Source organism: Nocardia sp. 852002-20019_SCH5090214, assembly GCF_001665865.1.
Classification (GTDB): Bacteria; Actinomycetota; Actinomycetes; order Mycobacteriales; family Mycobacteriaceae; genus Nocardia; species Nocardia nova.
This window is the reverse complement of record NZ_LZMK01000044.1, coordinates 21,143-37,130: the sequence shown is the minus strand read 5'-3', so window position 1 is coordinate 37,130 and position 15,988 is coordinate 21,143. Positions and strand designations below refer to the sequence as shown.

General features: G+C 68.8%; 12 protein-coding genes and 1 pseudogene. 7 read left to right on the top strand and 6 right to left on the bottom strand.

Annotated elements, in window-relative coordinates:
• Positions 1-123 precede the first annotated feature (123 nt).
• Positions 124-1,728: an amidophosphoribosyltransferase gene (purF, locus tag A5780_RS04955; RefSeq protein WP_064902309.1), complete on the top strand. Its 1,605-nt coding sequence runs from the start codon at positions 124-126 to the stop codon at positions 1,726-1,728.
• Positions 1,729-1,842: 114 nt separating this feature from the next.
• Here purF and A5780_RS04950 read toward each other — a convergent pair whose 3' ends face one another.
• On the bottom strand, positions 1,843-2,466 hold the full coding sequence (locus A5780_RS04950; RefSeq protein ID WP_030517429.1) for a TetR/AcrR family transcriptional regulator: 624 nt from the start codon (positions 2,464-2,466) through the stop codon (positions 1,843-1,845).
• Complete coding sequence (locus A5780_RS04945; RefSeq protein WP_063018076.1) at positions 2,453-3,319, bottom strand: alpha/beta fold hydrolase; 867 nt, start codon at positions 3,317-3,319, stop codon at positions 2,453-2,455. Before A5780_RS04945 ends, A5780_RS04950 begins: the two co-directional genes overlap by 14 nt.
• 187 nt (positions 3,320-3,506) lie before the next feature.
• Here A5780_RS04945 and purM point away from each other — a divergent pair, with 187 nt between their 5' ends.
• A complete protein-coding gene (gene purM, locus A5780_RS04940; protein ID WP_051756841.1) occupies positions 3,507-4,625 on the top strand; it encodes a phosphoribosylformylglycinamidine cyclo-ligase in 1,119 nt (372 codons plus the stop codon).
• Between the two features lie 333 nt (positions 4,626-4,958).
• Here purM and A5780_RS04935 read toward each other — a convergent pair whose 3' ends face one another.
• The 4 genes and pseudogenes from A5780_RS04935 to A5780_RS04920 all read right to left on the bottom strand — a co-directional run bounded on the left by A5780_RS04935 (position 4,959) and on the right by A5780_RS04920 (position 8,279).
• Positions 4,959-5,165 (bottom strand): DUF3073 domain-containing protein, encoded by a 207-nt coding sequence (locus tag A5780_RS04935; protein ID WP_063018105.1) that lies wholly within the window; start codon positions 5,163-5,165, stop codon positions 4,959-4,961.
• 185 nt (positions 5,166-5,350) lie between these two features.
• Positions 5,351-6,310 carry an asparaginase gene (locus A5780_RS04930; RefSeq protein WP_063018077.1) on the bottom strand — a complete coding sequence of 320 codons (960 nt, stop codon included), beginning with the start codon at positions 6,308-6,310 and terminating at the stop codon, positions 5,351-5,353.
• 185 nt (positions 6,311-6,495) lie between these two features.
• Positions 6,496-7,140, bottom strand: a pseudogene (locus A5780_RS04925) (MOSC domain-containing protein); the annotation flags it as partial.
• Positions 7,141-7,163: 23 nt separating this feature from the next.
• Positions 7,164-8,279 (bottom strand): folate-binding protein YgfZ, encoded by a 1,116-nt coding sequence (locus tag A5780_RS04920; protein WP_369817487.1) that lies wholly within the window; start codon positions 8,277-8,279, stop codon positions 7,164-7,166.
• 165 nt (positions 8,280-8,444) lie between these two features.
• Here A5780_RS04920 and A5780_RS04915 point away from each other — a divergent pair, with 165 nt between their 5' ends.
• From A5780_RS04915 to cydC, 5 genes are all read left to right on the top strand, one after another.
• Entirely contained in the window at positions 8,445-9,359 is a 915-nt protein-coding gene (locus A5780_RS04915; RefSeq protein ID WP_064907828.1) for an aminodeoxychorismate lyase, read from the top strand.
• 167 nt (positions 9,360-9,526) lie between these two features.
• Complete coding sequence (locus tag A5780_RS04910) at positions 9,527-10,975, top strand: cytochrome ubiquinol oxidase subunit I (RefSeq protein ID WP_063018081.1); 1,449 nt, start codon at positions 9,527-9,529, stop codon at positions 10,973-10,975.
• A 10-nt stretch (positions 10,976-10,985) separates the two neighbouring features.
• On the top strand, positions 10,986-12,047 hold the full coding sequence (gene cydB / locus A5780_RS04905; protein ID WP_063018083.1) for a cytochrome d ubiquinol oxidase subunit II: 1,062 nt from the start codon (positions 10,986-10,988) through the stop codon (positions 12,045-12,047).
• Positions 12,048-12,054: 7 nt separating this feature from the next.
• On the top strand, positions 12,055-14,061 hold the full coding sequence (gene cydD / locus A5780_RS38850; RefSeq protein ID WP_082857389.1) for a thiol reductant ABC exporter subunit CydD: 2,007 nt from the start codon (positions 12,055-12,057) through the stop codon (positions 14,059-14,061).
• 5 nt (positions 14,062-14,066) lie between these two features.
• On the top strand, positions 14,067-15,776 hold the full coding sequence (gene cydC / locus A5780_RS04895) for a thiol reductant ABC exporter subunit CydC (RefSeq protein WP_064907848.1): 1,710 nt from the start codon (positions 14,067-14,069) through the stop codon (positions 15,774-15,776).
• Positions 15,777-15,988: the final 212 nt, after the last annotated feature.

Below are 15,988 nucleotides of genomic sequence, written 5' to 3'. Positions count from 1 at the left end.
ATACTCGCCACGGACGAACCGTAGCAGCAAACAGCTCGCCACCCGGAGGATCCGGACGTGGGTTTCGCGCGGATGACCCGTAGAATGATGAGTGCCCCCCGCCCGACTAACAGGGAGCAAACGGTGACCCACGCCGATCTGTCGATCCCGAAGACCGCCGCAGGCCTAAACTCCTCCGCAGTCGACGAGCCTGAGAACGAACCCCGCGAGGAGTGTGGCGTCTTCGGCGTCTGGGCTCCGGGCGAGGATGTGGCCAAGCTCACGTACTACGGCTTGTACGCACTGCAGCACCGCGGCCAGGAGGCCGCCGGTATCGCGGTCGCGGACGGCTCGCAGGTACTGGTGTTCAAGGATCTGGGCCTCGTCTCGCAGGTCTTCGACGAACAGACGCTGGCGGCGATGCCGGGGCATATCGCCATCGGGCACTGCCGGTACTCCACCACCGGTTCCACCATCTGGGAGAACGCTCAGCCGATCTTCCGCACCACGGCCGTCGGCACCGGACTTGCGTTGGGACACAACGGAAATCTGGTCAACACCGCCGAGCTGGCGACGCGGGCCCGGGAATTGGGCCTGATCAACGGCCGCCTGCCGGGCAGTGCGATCACCGCCACGTCGGATTCGGATGTGATGACCGCGCTGCTGGCCCATGCCGCGGCCGACAAGAGCATCGAGCAGGCGGCCATGGAGTTGCTGCCTACGCTGCGCGGCGCCTTCTGCCTGACCTTCATGGACGAGCACACCCTCTACGCGGCGCGGGATCCGCAGGGTGTGCGGCCGCTGTGCCTGGGCCGCCTCGACCGCGGCTGGGTGGTTGCCAGCGAGACCGCCGCGCTCGACATCGTGGGCGCCTCGTTCGTCCGGGAGATCGAGCCCGGCGAACTGCTGGCGATCGACGCCGACGGAGTTCGTTCGCTGCGGTTCGCCAACCCCGAACCCAAGGGTTGTGTCTTCGAATACGTCTATCTGGCTCGGCCGGATTCGACGATCGCCGGTCGCTCGGTGCACGCCACCCGGGTCGACATCGGCCGCCGGCTGGCCGCCGAACATCCCGTCGAGGCCGATCTGGTGATTCCGGTCCCGGAGTCCGGAACGCCGGCCGCGGTCGGTTACGCCCAGGGCTCCGGCGTGCCGTACGGCCAGGGCCTGATGAAGAACGCCTACGTGGGCCGCACCTTCATCCAGCCCAGCCAGACCATCCGCCAGCTCGGTATCCGGCTCAAGCTCAACCCACTGCGCGAGGTGATTCGCGGGAAGCGGTTGATCGTGGTCGACGACTCGATCGTGCGCGGCAACACCCAGCGCGCGCTGATCCGGATGCTGCGCGAGGCCGGGGCGCTGGAGATCCACGTGCGCATCGCCTCCCCGCCGGTGAAGTGGCCGTGCTTCTACGGCATCGACTTCGCCTCGCCGGCCGAGTTGATCGCCAACGGCGCGGGGCCGGAAATGGCCGAGGGGTCACAGGATTCGGAAGCGGCGATGGTCGAAAGCGTGCGACGTTCCATCGGCGCCGACAGCCTCGGCTATATCTCGCTCGAGGGCATGATCGCGGCCACCGAGCAGCCGCGCACCCGCCTGTGCTGTGCCTGCTTCGACGGCAAGTACCCGATCCCGCTGCCCGATGAAGCTGCCGTCGGCAAAAACGTCCTCGAAGGAATTCTCTCCGGTAAGCCGGAATCTGAACTCCTGGGCGAGAATGCCAACGCGAGCGCGCTGAGCCGCCCCTGAGCGTCACGCGTGACGTCGTGGCCGGGCCGCTCGTCGTGGCGGTCCGGCATGTGTCATCGAAGATCGAGTCGACTTGGGGCGCACGCACATTCGGTGCCGAACAGGTTCGAGAACCTACAGGCTCGGTGACGTGCTGGGCGGTGTGAGCAATCCGCCGAGCATCATCAGAATGCACTGCTCGGCCTCGGCGCCGGCCGCATCCGGATCGTCGGCGTGCGCGACGATCATGCCCGCCTCGGTGATCGCGGCCAGAATCAATTGGGCCAGGGTCCGGACCGGGACCGCGGGCGCGAGGCCGGACTCGACGGCCAATTCCAGCTGATTGGTGATCAGCCCGAGGCCGTGGCGCGCTTCCATCTCACGCCAGCCCTGCCAGCCGAGTACCGCAGGGCCGTCGGACATGGCGATCCGGACCGTTTCCGGGCGGCGGCTGATCATGAGGAAGGTGTGCAGGCCGGTCGCCATCGCGGCCAGCAGATCGGTCGGGTCGGGCAGGGTATCGATCGCATGCCGGACCTCCTCGGTGTTGTCCGCCTCGAGCTGTTCCAGTACCGCGATGAACAGGCCGCGCTTGTCGCCGTAGTGATGATGCAGCGCGCCGCGGGTGACACCGGCCGCGGCGACGATCTCCTCCGCCGACACCGCGGAATATCCGCGTTCGGCGAACAGCCGCCGCCCGACCGACTCGAGACTCGCCCGCGTCGCGCGTGATCTGTCCTCCTGGCTACGGCGTGGCATGCAGCCGAGTGAACTCCACGATCAACTGGCTGAGCAACTCGGGCTGGTCCTCCGAGATGAAGGTGAGTGAATCCTCGATCGTGTGCAACGTGGCATCAGGCAGATCGTGTGCCAGCCGCTGCGCGAAATCGAGCCGGAACACCTTGTCCTCGGGGGCCCAGGCCAGCAGCACCGGCAGATCCCACTCGCCGAAAGTGCGTGCGGCCGCGAGGGTATGGCGCTTGTGGATATCGCGCAGGAACCGGCGCAGATCGGCGCGGATGGCCGCGGAATTGCGGCTCGGCAGCAGGTAGGAATCCGCGATCTCGTGCGGCAGCGGCTCTTTGGTGACCAACCCGTAGGCGAGGGGCAGCCGCTGCGCCGGCCGGAAGCGCAGGCTCTGCAGAATCGCGGTGAGCAGGCCGGGTACGCGCGAGAGCCGCGGCAGCGGAGTGAACGGTTGCGGGAAGAACTTCTCGTAGGCGTCGCAGTTGGTGAACACCACGCGCCCGACCCGGCTGCGATCGCGCGACAGCATGATCTGCGTGATCGCACCGCCGGTGTCGTTGGCCACCAGGGTGACGTCGGTGAGGTCGAGTTCCCGCAGGAACGCGGCGATCAGATCGGCGGCGCCGGTCGGGGTGAGGTCGGCGGCCGGCATCGGCTCCGAATGCGAGCCGAACGGCCAATCGGGGGTGAGGCAGCGATGCCCGGCGGCGGCGACGTCCGGTACCACCTTGCGCCACAGATCGGCGTTGACGAGCAGGCCGTGGACGAAGACGACCGGCGAGCCGGAACCGGTGTCGTGATAGCGGATGCGGCCGCCCGGCACGGCGACGTGTCGAATCGGGCCGAGGCTGGTGCTGATTCCCATGACATGCCTTCCGGAGTGGGTGTGATGTGTTCCAGAGTTACCTACATACGGTATGTATGTCAATGGTGGATGTGACGGTAGCCTCGAATCCGTACGTGCAGCCCAATACCGGTGCAGTCTCGTTATCCGGCTCCGGTAGCGTGATCAGGCATCTGTCCGCCGATTCGGTTTGGAGCTTTCCCGAACAATGACTGAGCAGACCCCGAGTGGTGCCGGTGTGAACGACACCGGCGCCGACGAGGCCCAATCCGGAGGCGCGTCCTACGCCGCCGCCGGTGTCGACATCGAGGCCGGCGACCGCGCAGTCGAGTTGTTCGCGCCGCTGGCCAAGAAGGCCAGCCGGCCCGAGGTGCAGGGCGGTCTGGGCGGTTTCGCCGGATTGTTCGCGCTCAAGGGTGGCTACCGGGAACCGCTGCTGGCCGCCTCCACCGACGGTGTGGGCACCAAGATCGCGGTCGCGCAGGCGCTGGACAAGCACGACACGGTCGGCCTGGACCTGGTCGCCATGGTCGTCGACGATCTGGTCGTCTGTGGCGCGGAACCGCTGTTCCTGCAGGACTACATCGCGGTCGGCAAGGTGGTTCCGGAGCGGGTCGCGCAGATCGTCTCCGGTATCGCCGAGGGCTGCATCCAGGCCGGATGTGCGCTGCTGGGCGGAGAGACGGCCGAGCATCCGGGCATGATGGGCGCCGACGACTACGACATCTCCGCGACCGGCGTCGGCGTCGTGGAAGCGGACGAGGTGCTGGGCCCGGATCGGGTCCGGCCCGGCGACGTCGTCATCGCGATGGGCTCCTCGGGCCTGCATTCCAACGGCTACAGCCTGGCGCGCCGGGTGCTGCTCGACATCGATCGGATGGCGCTCACCGGGCACGTCGAGGAATTCGGCCGCACCCTGGGCGAAGAGTTGCTGGAACCTACCAAGATCTATGCCAAGGATTGTCTGGCGCTGATCGCGGAGACCGATGTGCGCACCTTCGCCCACGTCACCGGCGGCGGGCTGGCGAACAATCTGGCCCGCGTGCTGCCGGCCGGGCTGGTCGCCGAAATCGACCGTGGCACCTGGAATCCCGCGCCGATCTTCAAACTGATCGCGCAGCGCGGCCGGGTCGAGCGGGCGGAGATGGAGAAGACCTTCAACATGGGCGTCGGCATGGTCGCCGTCGTCGCCCCCGAGGATGCCGATCGTGCGCTCGCGGTGCTGACCGCGCGGCATATCGAATGCTGGACCTTGGGATCGGTCAAGAAGGCCAAGGATGCCGATGCCGCGCGCGTGGCGCTGGTCGGGGAACATCCGAGGTTCTGAGCGGACACATCGACGCCTCCTCGCACGGTTCGGGCGGGGAGGCGTTGTCGTCTCGGGAGGCGTCGTGTCGGGGGTCGCTAACGACGCGCTCACGGGTTGCCCACGGCACCACTCCGGGGCGCTCGGACGGTGAAGCGTCTACCGTGCGCGACGGTGGAAATCGGAGCAATCCGAACTCGGGTAATGCCGCCCTGGGTATCGGTGATACCTGCGGCGGCAACCCGTACTACGAGCCCTCATCGAGGTGGGGATCGGTCGATCTATCGGCCGAAACGCTGCCGACGTGCGAAGGGGGAGGCCCCTCAGGCCTCCCCCTGCATACGTCGATCCGAGTCAGCGGCGCCAGTCGTCGTAGTCCTCATCTTCCTCCCAGCGCTTGAGCGATTCGTCCGAATCGTGCTCTTCGGACAGCACACCGCTCCGCCGGGGGGAGTGCCCCGACAGCTCGCGCTGAAGGCTCGCGAAGTCGGTCGACGGCGAGCTGTACTTCAGCTCGCGTGCAACCTTGGTCTGCTTTGCCTTAGCCCGGCCACGGCCCATGGCTGACCCCCTCGCGTCACTGCGGGGCGGCCTGGGGTGGTTGGCGGCCCCGTTCGAATTAATAATCTTCCTGACAGACACTTTAGCGTGTGTCAGGCGGTCGCGCTTCCAGGAGTCGGTGAAGACTCCGGAACGTCCACCGTTCGCGGGGCCGTCGAGCGGGGGTTCGCCGAAATGGTGAGCTTCTACACCGCCCCCGGGATTGCCCGGATGATGCCGACCCGGGCCCCGCCGCCCAGGACCGGCGGCCCGGCGAGCGCGGCGTGGGCCTCGGTCCACTCGACCCCCATACGCTGGAGAATCGCCTGCGTCAGCGGCATCCGGGCCCGGTCGTGGCCGTCATCGATCTTATAGGCGAAGGCGCGGCCGTCCGGCAGCGCGCCCGCGTGCACACCGTCCGCTCCGATCTTGCAGACCAGTCCGGGGGTCGCCCGCATGGTCTCGAGATCGGGGGCGCCCGTGCCCGAAATCACTCGCGGGTGGTGGCGAATCGCATCCGCGACCCGGCGTTCCGGCGATCCGGGGGCCGCGGTGGCGAGGCCGGCGTAGGCACGGGCGAGATTGATCAGCGAGACCGGGACGATCGGCAGGCCGCAGCCGTCGATGCCGAGGTCGGTCTCGGGTTCGCCGGTGATCTCGGCGATCGTCGCCGTGACCGCCTGCTGCAGCGGATGGGAGGGGTCGAGATATCCGATGGTCGGCCAGCCGTTGATCACACAGGTCGCCAGCATCGCGGCATGTTTGCCCGAGCAGTTCATGTAGATCTTGCGAGGGGCCGAGTGCCGGTCGCGCGCCAGTGCCTCGGCGCGGGCCTGTTCGCCCATCGGCAGATCCGGCGGGCATTCCAGACCGTTCTCGTCGAAGCCGAAGCGGTCCAGCAGCCGCCGCACCAGCGCCAGATGGTCGGGTTCGCCGAAATGCGAGGCGGTGGCGATGGCGAGTTCGGCCTCGTCCACCGGCTCGAAACCGTTGCGCAGCAAGGTGATCGCTTGCATGGGCTTATTGGTCGACCGCGGGAAGATCGGCAGATGCACCTCGCCCCGGGCCAGCGACGGTTCCCCGTCGGGTTCGATGATCACCACCGACCCGCGGTGCACGCATTCGCGGAATCCGGAGCGGACCACTTCCACCAGCTCTACGCTCACGGCCGATCTCCTCGTCCGGCGGTTCCGCACGCCGTCGCGGCCGGTATCGGCTGCGCCCCGCCGGCCGGCGCGGGGTCCGGCAGCGCCCCGTTCGATGCAACGGTGGATGCTTCCGCGCCCGCCGCCCTGTCCGGCACTGCCGCGGCGCGAATCTCCTCGTGGAGTTCGGTGTTGCGCGTCCGGTTGGCGGCCCGCCGCGCATGCCGGGCGATCTGCATGCGCACGTCTTCGGAGATCGTCGGTTCGGCGGCCAGCAGATGTTCCAGCCGTGCCGGATCGTGTCCGGCGAACAGGTCGCGCACCGTGATGCCGTGCTCGGGGATGTGGTCCACGTGCACCCGGTCGCCCGCGCCGATCGTGCCCTCGGTCAGCACTCGCAGATAGGCGCCGGTATCGGCCTGCAGCGTGAAGCGCTTGACCCACTGCTTCTCGCCCGACCAGTGCCCGAAGGTCGCGCAGGGCACGCGCGGTGCGCTGACCTCGAGCAGCGTGTCGCCGACGCGCCAGCGTTCACCGATCACGGCATCGCTGACGGGCAGCCCGGACACCCGCAGATTCTCGCCGAACCAGCCGGGCGCAAGCGTGCGGTCCAGCTGCTCGCCCCACTGCCGCGCGTCCTCGTCGGCGTAGGCGTAGACGGCCTGGTGGACGCCGCCGTGATGTTTCGTATCGCAGACGCGGTCACCGGCCAGTCCCAGCGCCCGGACCGCCACCCTGTCGGCGACCGGGCGTTTGTCGATCGCGGTCCGGCCGACCCGGCTCACCTTCGCGGGCACCGCGAGTTCGGCATGGAGCACACAGACCGCGAGTACGTGGCCGATCGCGCCGATTTCCCGGGGCGCTGCGGGCGCGCTCACCGGCCGCGCAACTTGTCCACGGCGAGCCGGCCGGCCTGCGGCTCGTCATCGGACGGGATCGAATCCGGATCGATGGCGGCGGCCATCGGACCGGCCTCCAGCCGGGTGTCGGCGGGGATGGCGCGTTTGACCAGCGCGAGTGCGATCGGCCCGAGTTCGTAATGGTCGATCACCGTGCCGAGGCGGCCGACCGCGCGGCCCCCGGCGGTCACCGCGTCGCCGGCCGCGGGCCGGGCATCGGCGGAGCCGTCCAGATGCAACAGCACCAGATGCCGCGGCGGTTTACCGAGATTGTGGACGCGGGCGACGGTTTCCTGTCCGCGGTAGCAACCCTTGTTCAGATGGACCGCGCCGAATTCGTCCGGGCCGCCGATCCAGTGTGCCTCGTGCGGAATGGTCCGATCGTCGGTGTCGAGGCCGATGCGCGGCCGCAACGCCGCCACCCGCAGCGCCTCGAAGGCCCACAGCCCGGCCGGTTCGGCGCCGGCCGCGGTCAGCGCCGACCACAGTTCGCTCAGCCGGTCGCGCGGCACGACCAGGTCGTAGGAATCCTCGGTGGGCCACGGCATGCGACGCAGGAATCCGCCGCCGGGCAGGGCGACCGCGCCGTACACCTCCGGCAGCGCGGCGACGCCCAGCGTCTCGGTCAGCTCGCGCACCCGCGGCCCGAGCAGGCTCAGGACCGCGTGGTCCGGTGCGGCCTCGGGTTTCGCGGCGGCCCAGAAGACCATCTTCTGCAGGAAGTCGAGCAGTGCGGGGCCACGATCGCCTTCGGTGTCGATCCACACCGTGCCGTCGAGTTCGGTCAGCACGAAGTGGTGCTGGACGCGGCCGTTGAGGTCCAGATCCAGGTTCTCGGCGGACCGGCCGTCGCTCAACTCGGCGATGTGCTGGCTGGAAATCGTGTGCAGCCAGCTCAGCCGTTCGGCGCCGGTGATCCTCGCCACGAAACGGTGGGAACGGTCCACGAGGGCCACGCGCTGGGCCGCGGCACGCTGTTCCCCGAAGGGATCGCCGTAATGCCAGGCGACCGCGGCATCGGGACTTTCGGGCGGGCCGGGCACGGCCCCTGGGAGACCGAGCAGTGGACTGGGGGCGGCAACCACGGACACGTTTTCCACAATAGGCGGTCGCGCCGACCCGCGCCGCGCCACAGGTTGCCGCAGGTATGCGGTGAGTGTGCCGTGGATATGCCTGTGGGCGCGGGGCTCGCCCGGGCGTTGCCCGACGATTGCGTACCCACGCCTGGAGCGCTCGATTCGCCTAGGCTGCCACGCATGGTGGATCGAGTTCTGGTGACACTCGACGGTACCGTCCGGAATCCGGACGAGCCGTTGCTCTACGCGGACGATATCGGCACGTTGCGCGGCGACGGCGTCTTCGAGACGATGCTGGTGCGAGACGGTAAAGCGAGTGCACTGGAATTACATCTGGCTCGGCTACGCCGTTCGGCCCAGGCACTCGACCTGCCCGACCCGGATGTCGCCCAGTGGCGCAGCGCCGTGGAGTCGGCGGTCAAGGAATGGGGATCCGACCGCGAGGGCGTGCTGCGCATGATCGTGACGCGGGGCCGCGACGGCGCCGAGTCCCAGCGCGTCGGTTCGGGCGAACTGTCCGGCCCGGCACCGGATCTCACCGGCTACGTGCTCGTGAGCCCGGTCGCCGAGCGGGTGAGTAAGGCTCGCGCCGAAGGCATCTCGGTGATCACTCTCACTCGGGGCATCTCCACCGAACTCGCGACCACCGCCCCGTGGCTCCTGCTGGGTGCCAAGACGCTCTCCTATGCGACGAATATGGCGGCGCTGCGGTTCGCGGCCCGCCAGGACGCCGACGACGTGATCTTCACCAGCACCGAGCACCGCGTGCTGGAGGGGCCGCGCTCGACGGTCGTGATCCAGCGCGACAAGCAGTTGCTCACCCCGCCCGCGCGCGACGGCGTGCTGCCCGGCATCACCCAGCGCGCCTTGTTCGCCGAGGCGGGCAAGGCCGGCTGGGACTGCAGCTACAAGTCGCTGTTCACGGCGGATCTCGTTACCGCCGACAGTGTTTGGCTACTGTCGAGCATCACGCTGGCCGCGCGGGTGGCGACACTGGACGGGCTGCGGATGTCGGCACCGGACTGTGCCGAAGAAATCACGGATCTGGTGAATCGCGGGATCGAACGAGCCTGGAATATCGCCGACTGGACCTGATTCGACCGCGGTGTCGGAGCGTCGAAAGCGGAACCCGTTACCGCGCAGCAATAATTGTTGGAATGTCGTGACGTAGGACTCGTTGATCCACGGCTGTACCGGCGTAGGCTCTACTACGACATGTCGTAGTACGTGTGGATGTCCCGCATGACACAGGAGGCCGCCGGATGGATGTCGTCGACGTCTCACGTTGGCAGTTCGGGATCACGACCGTCTATCACTTCATCTTCGTACCGCTCACCATCGGCCTCGCGCCCATGGTCGCCGGGATGCAGACCGCATGGGTGATCACGGGTAAGGATCACTGGTACCGGCTGACGAAGTTTTTCGGCAAATTGTTCATGATCAACTTCGCGCTCGGTGTCGCCACCGGCATCGTGCAGGAGTTCCAGTTCGGCATGAACTGGAGCGAGTACTCCCGCTTCGTCGGCGACGTATTCGGCGCCCCGCTGGCCATGGAGGGCCTGGCCGCGTTCTTCCTGGAATCGACCTTCCTGGGTCTGTGGATCTTCGGCTGGTCGCGGCTGCCCAAACTGGTGCACCTGGCCACCATCTGGCTGGTCGCGATCGGCGTGAACGCCTCGGCCTTCTTCATCATCGCCGCCAACTCGTTCATGCAGCATCCGGTCGGCGCCCGCTACAACCCCGAATCCGGCCGCGCCGAATTGCAGAGCATCGGCGCACTGCTGACCAACAACACCGCGCTGGCGGCCTTCCCGCACGTCGTGGCGGGTGCGTTCCTCACCGCCGGCACCTTCGTAGCCGGTATCGGCGGCTGGTGGATGGTTCGCAACGCCCGCTCGGGCCATCCGGAGCTGCTGGAAGAGGCGCGCGGTATGTGGCGGCCCGCCGCCCGCGCCGGGATGTGGGTGATCGTGATCGCCGGCATCGCACTGGTATTCACCGGTGACATCCAGGGCAAGCTGATGTTCAAACAGCAGCCGATGAAGATGGCCTCGGCGGAATCGTTGTGCCACACCGAAACCGATCCCGACTTCTCGATACTCACCGTCGGCACCCACAACAACTGTGACAGCATCACCCGCGTCCTCGAGGTGCCCGGCGTGCTGCCTTACCTCGCCGAAGGCAGGTTCAGCGGCGTGACGCTGCAGGGCGTCAAGGACCTGCAGGCGAGCTACAACGAAAAATTCGGCCCGGGTGACTATCGGCCGAATCTGTTCGTCACCTACTGGACCTTCCGCGCCATGATCGGCTGGGCAGTGGGTTCGGCGGCCATCGCGCTGCTGGGCTTCTGGATGACCCGGCGCGGACGGATCCCGGATCAGCCGTGGTTCAAATGGCTGAGCCTGATCTGCATTCCGACGCCGTTCCTGGCCAACAGCGCGGGCTGGGTCTTCACCGAGATGGGCCGCCAGCCCTGGGTGGTCGCACCGAATCCGACCGGGAACCCGGCCATCCGGATGACCGTGCAGCAAGCCGTCTCCGGGCATACCGCAGGCACCGTGCTGGCCTCGCTGATCGTCTTCACGCTCGTGTACGGCGCACTTGCCGTCGTGTGGTTCTTCCTCATGCGGCGCTATGTCATCGAGGGGCCCGAACAGCCACCCGCGGAGACGGAAACGTCTGCGGTCGAGAAGCTTTCGTTCGCGTACTGAGGAGCCGAGGATGAGTCTGCCCGAATTCTGGTTCTTGCTGATCGGTGTCCTGTTCACCGGCTACTTCGTGCTCGAGGGCTTCGATTTCGGCGTCGGGATACTGATGCCGATCATCGGCCGCGGCGACGAAACGCGAAAGCGCGCCGTACTCAACACGATCGGACCGGTCTGGGACGGCAACGAAGTGTGGCTGATCACCGCGGGCGGCGCGATGTTCGCGGCCTTCCCGGAGTGGTATGCCAGCCTGTTCTCCGGGTTCTACGTGGCACTGCTGCTGATCCTGGTGGCGTTGATCGTGCGCGCGGTGGCGATCGAATGGCGCGGCAAGATCCACGATCCGCGCTGGTACAAATGGTGCGACGCCGCGATCGTCTTCGGTTCCTGGGTGCCCGCGCTGGCCTGGGGACTGGCCTTCGCGAATATCGTGCACGGAACGCAGCTCAACGCGCAGCGGCGGATCGAGGGCGGTCTGCTCGGCCTGATCAACCCCTACGGGCTGCTCGGCGCCCTGACGCTGCTGCTGTTGTTCATCCTGCACGGTGCGGTGTTCATCGCCTTGAAGACCGGCGGCGATATTCGCGACAGCGCCGAGCGGACCGCCCGGGTGATCTGGTTGCCGGCCACCGTGGTCGCCGCCGCGTTCGCGCTGTGGACCCAGCTCGCGCACGGCCAGGGCTGGACCTGGATCCCGTTGGGCGTGGCGGTATTCGGCCTGCTGCTCGCCGGTGGTGCGGTGCTGCGGCATCGCGACGGCTGGGCGTTCACCGGCACCGCCGTCACCGTGGTCGCCGCGATCGTGCTGCTGTTCGGTGCGCTGTTCCCGTACGTGCTGCCGTCCACCATCGACGCCGCCTACGGGCTGACCGTCGACGGCCGGATGGTCGACGGGCATCCCACCGTCAGCGCCTCCTCCACGCATTACACGCTGGTGGTGATGAGCTGGGTCGCGGTGGTGCTGACTCCGGTCGTGCTGATCTACCAGGGCTGGACGTACTGGGTCTTCCGCAAGCGCATCACCGTCGAGCAGATCCCGGCGCCGATCGGCCTGTCGATGCGCAGCGGCGCGCGGTAGGTCCACGATGGCCCGTCCCGTCGATCCCCGGCTGTGGCGCCATGCCCGCTCGGCCCGCCGATATCTGATCATCAGCGTGGGACTGTCGCTGGTGATCACGGCGGGCATCGTGGTCGCGGCGCTGATGCTGGCCCGGATCGCGGCGGGCGTGATCACCGATCCCGGGCAGCGCACGATCGGCGCGTGGACCACCGAGCTGGCGATTCTGGCGGCGGCGATCGCGGTGCGGACGGTGGCGAGCTGGTGGCAGTCGCGGCTGGCGCATCGAGCCGGCGCACAGGTCGTCGCGGAGTTGGAGAATTCCGTCCTGGCCGCCGGAGCCGCACTGCCGCCGCGGGAGCTGGATCGGCGGCGAACCGAACTGGCGGTGGTGGTCGGCGACGGGCTGGGCGGATTGCGCGCCTATCTCACCGGATATCTGCCCGCGTTGCTGCTCGCGGTCCTGGTGCCGCCCGTCGTGCTGGCCGTGATCGCGGTGCACGATCTCACCGCGGCGATCATCATCCTGGTGACGCTGCCGCTGATCCCGATCTTCATGATCCTGATCGGGCTGATGACCCAGGGCCGTGCCGCCGACGCCCTGGCCGCCACCACCCGGCTGTCGGATCAGATGCTCGACCTGTTCGCCGGCATGCCGACGCTGCGGGCGCTCGGCCGGGAAACCGGTGCGGCCGAGGACGGTGCGCCGACCATGCGGCATCGGGTGCGCGAGCTCGGCGAGGCGCTGCACAAGCGGACCATGGCGACGCTGCGGATGGCGTTCCTGTCGTCGATGGTGCTGGAGATGCTGGCGACCCTGTGCGTGGCACTGGTCGCGGTGTCGATCGGCATGCGGCTGGTCTTCGGGCATATGGGCCTGTACGCCGGTCTGCTGGGCCTGATCCTCGCCCCCGAGGTCTATCTGCCGCTGCGTGCGGTGGGGGAGAGATTCCACGCGGCGCAGGACGGAATGGCCGCTGCCGAACGGGCTTTCGCGATACTGGAGCCGGACCGGACCGAGCGGGACCTGTCCGCGGGCGTCACCGGTGCGCGGGAAGTCTCGGTGGAGGCCGACGCGCCCACCGAACCTCGGCGAGCAGATGCCCGCAGTGTCCGGCGATCCGGCGAGCCGCGCGCGGCGCGAGTCCCGGTGACGGTCGAACCGGGGACCGGAGACATCGAGCTGCGTGACGTGTGGGTGCGCGCGCGGGACGGGTACGCACCCGCCGGATTGTCGGGTGTGCTGCGACCGGGAGCGGTGACCGCCCTCATCGGTCCCAATGGAAGCGGGAAATCGACTGCGCTGCTAGTGATATTGGGCCTGATGGCGCCGGAGCGGGGTGCGGTTCTGGCGGGTGGGCGCCCGGCCGGCGAGCTCGATCCGGACGGGTGGTGGTCGCATATCGCCTGGTTGCCGCAGCGCCCGGTGCTGCTGCCCGGCACCTTGCGAGAGAACCTCGAACTCTTCGGCGCGCAAGCTGGTGACGGCGGGCGCGGCGGTACGACCGGCCGCGCCGAGGCCGTCGACAATGCTTGTGCGGCAACGGGTTTCGACACCGTACTCGACGAACTTCCGGACGGTTGGGACACCGTGGTGGGTCCCGGCGGCGTCGGTCTGTCCCTCGGCCAGCGCCAACGCCTGGCATTGGTTCGCGTGCTGGCCGCCGACCGCCCGATTCTGCTCTTCGACGAACCCACCGCCCATCTCGACGAACACAGTGAGGCGACGGTCCTCGCCGCCCTGACCGAACGGGCCCGCGCGGGCGCGACGGTCGTCGTGGTGGCGCACCGCCCCACCGTGCTCGCCATCGCGGACCACATCATCGAGGTACACGCGCGGGCGGACTCGGACCCGGCGGAAGATCATGCCGCGCAACGAGAGTCGGCCGGCCCCGAATCGGATGGGTCGGAGCACGCCGCTCCTGCGGAGGTGGAGGGTGCGAACGAGGTGCGGCGTGGCGATGCGCGGGCAGCGGGCACGTCCGTGGCGCCGATCGGAGTCGGCCGGGCGATGACCAGGGGGTGGACGCCGTGAAATCCCTGTGGGCCGAACTGCGGGAGCTGCGGCGGGTTTCGGAGATCTCGCCGTGGCGCGTGGTCGTATCGATCTGCTGGGGAACCGTCGCTCTCGGCAGTGGGCTGGGGTTGGCGGCGCTGGCGGCGTGGTTGATCGCACGGGCATGGCAGATGCCGCCGGTGCTGGACCTGAGCGTCGCGGTGGTCGCCGTCCGGGCACTGGGCATCTCGCGCGGACTGTTCCGCTATATCGAGCGGTTGGCGACCCACGACGTCGCGCTGCGCGCCATGACGACGGCCCGCACGGCGGTGTATACGGCGTTGGCGCGCACCGACATCCGGTCTCTGCGACGCTACGGCCGGTCCGAGGGCGACGTCACCGGTTCGACGGAACGCGGCGCCGGGCGGGAGACCGCGCTGCTGCGCCGGGGTGATCTGCTCACCCGGATCGGCGCGGATATCGATGACCTGGGCGCCGTGATCGTGCGCGCGGTCGTCCCCATCGCGGTCGCGATCCTGCTCTCGCTCGCCGCGGTAGCCCTGCTCGCCACCATTTCCGTGCCTGCCGGGGTGATTCTGGCCGTGGCTCTGCTGGTCTCCGGCGGGTTCGCGCCCTGGCTGTCCGCGCGCGCGGCGCGCGACGCCGAACTGGCGGTGCAATCCGATCGTGCCGAATTCCGGGCCGCGGCCGTGACGGTGCTCGATCACGCTCCCGAACTGCGGGTCGCCGGTCGGCTCGACACGGCGATGACGGCCGCCGCGACGGCCGCCGAGCGCGCGGTGCGTGCCGAGGACCGGGCGGCCTCGCGCAGCGCGTGGGCGGCCGCGGCGACTCCGCTGTCGATCGGGGCCAGCGTTCTGGGCGCCCTGCTGATCGGAATCGTGTTGTACGGCAACGGCTTCGGCGCGCCGGCCGAGCCGTTGCAGCCCGCGCCGGCCGGTGGGATCAGCCCGATGGCCTTCGCGATCCTGGTGCTGCTGCCGTTGTCGGCATTCGAGGCCGTGGGGGGGCTGCCCGCCGCGGCGCAGGCCCTCACCAAGGGCCGCGCCGCCCTGCGCCGCATCCGTGCCCTCGACCCGGTCGAGCCGCCGTCGCGGGCCGGCGATCCGGGCGACCGTGTCGTGCCGGCCGACAGCGGCGACCTGCGTGCCCGCCTGATCCACGCCTTGCCCGACCTTCCGCCGGGCCGCCGGATCGCCGTGGTGGGCCCGAGCGGGGCGGGCAAGACCACGCTGCTGATGAGCTGGGCCGGACTGTTCGACACCCCGCGCCCCGGGCGCACCTTCTTCGCCGAGGACGCCCACGTATTCGGCACCTCGGTCGTGGAGAACCTCCGGGTGGCCCGCGGCGACGTGACCGACGCGGTGGCCGAAAGCGCCCTGCGCGCGGTCGGTTCCGGGCCGTGGCTCGATACTCTGCCGGAGGGACTGGAAACGGATCTGGTCGGAGGCGCGGCCGCACTCTCGGGCGGGCAGCGCCGGCGTCTGCTGCTGGCGCGCGCTCTCGTCGCCCCCGCCGACACCCTGCTCCTGGACGAACCCACCGAACATATGGAGGCGGCGGCGGGCGCCGACCTGCTGCGCGCACTGCTCGACGAAACCAGCGGTCTCGTCGACCCGGATCGCACGGTGGTCGTCGTGACCCACCAGCTGCCCCCCGATCACCGCGCCGACACCGTGGTCGCGGTCGCACCCGGCGGCGAGATATCGATCACTCGCCGCGTCGCCGCCTGACCCGGCGAAAACCCAGGTCGGCACCGGAATTCGGCTCTGCGAAAAATCCGTTGCAGCTCCTCGGCCGCGGCCGGTATTTTCGTCTGTACACGGGAAAGGAGGTGGTTCGAAGAATGGATATTCAGAGGACGCGTGAGGTGGCTGCCGGTTGAGCGCCACAGCCGCGGTCCCCGTACCGCGGCCCGCTGCAGTGGATTCGGTCCCCGCGCGAG

Excerpts from the sequence above, each read along its gene's own strand:
- A5780_RS04950 (WP_030517429.1), bottom strand. The coding sequence starts at position 2,466 with ATGCCACGCCGTAGCCAGGAGGACAGATCACGCGCGACGCGGGCGAGT.
- A5780_RS04945 (WP_063018076.1), bottom strand. The coding sequence starts at position 3,319 with ATGGGAATCAGCACCAGCCTCGGCCCGATTCGACACGTCGCCGTGCCG.
- purM (WP_051756841.1), top strand. The coding sequence starts at position 3,507 with ATGACTGAGCAGACCCCGAGTGGTGCCGGTGTGAACGACACCGGCGCC.
- A5780_RS04935 (WP_063018105.1), bottom strand. The coding sequence starts at position 5,165 with ATGGGCCGTGGCCGGGCTAAGGCAAAGCAGACCAAGGTTGCACGCGAG.
- A5780_RS04915 (WP_064907828.1), top strand. The coding sequence starts at position 8,445 with ATGGTGGATCGAGTTCTGGTGACACTCGACGGTACCGTCCGGAATCCG.
- A5780_RS04910 (WP_063018081.1), top strand. The coding sequence starts at position 9,527 with ATGGATGTCGTCGACGTCTCACGTTGGCAGTTCGGGATCACGACCGTC.
- cydB (WP_063018083.1), top strand. The coding sequence starts at position 10,986 with ATGAGTCTGCCCGAATTCTGGTTCTTGCTGATCGGTGTCCTGTTCACC.
- cydD (WP_082857389.1), top strand. The coding sequence starts at position 12,055 with ATGGCCCGTCCCGTCGATCCCCGGCTGTGGCGCCATGCCCGCTCGGCC.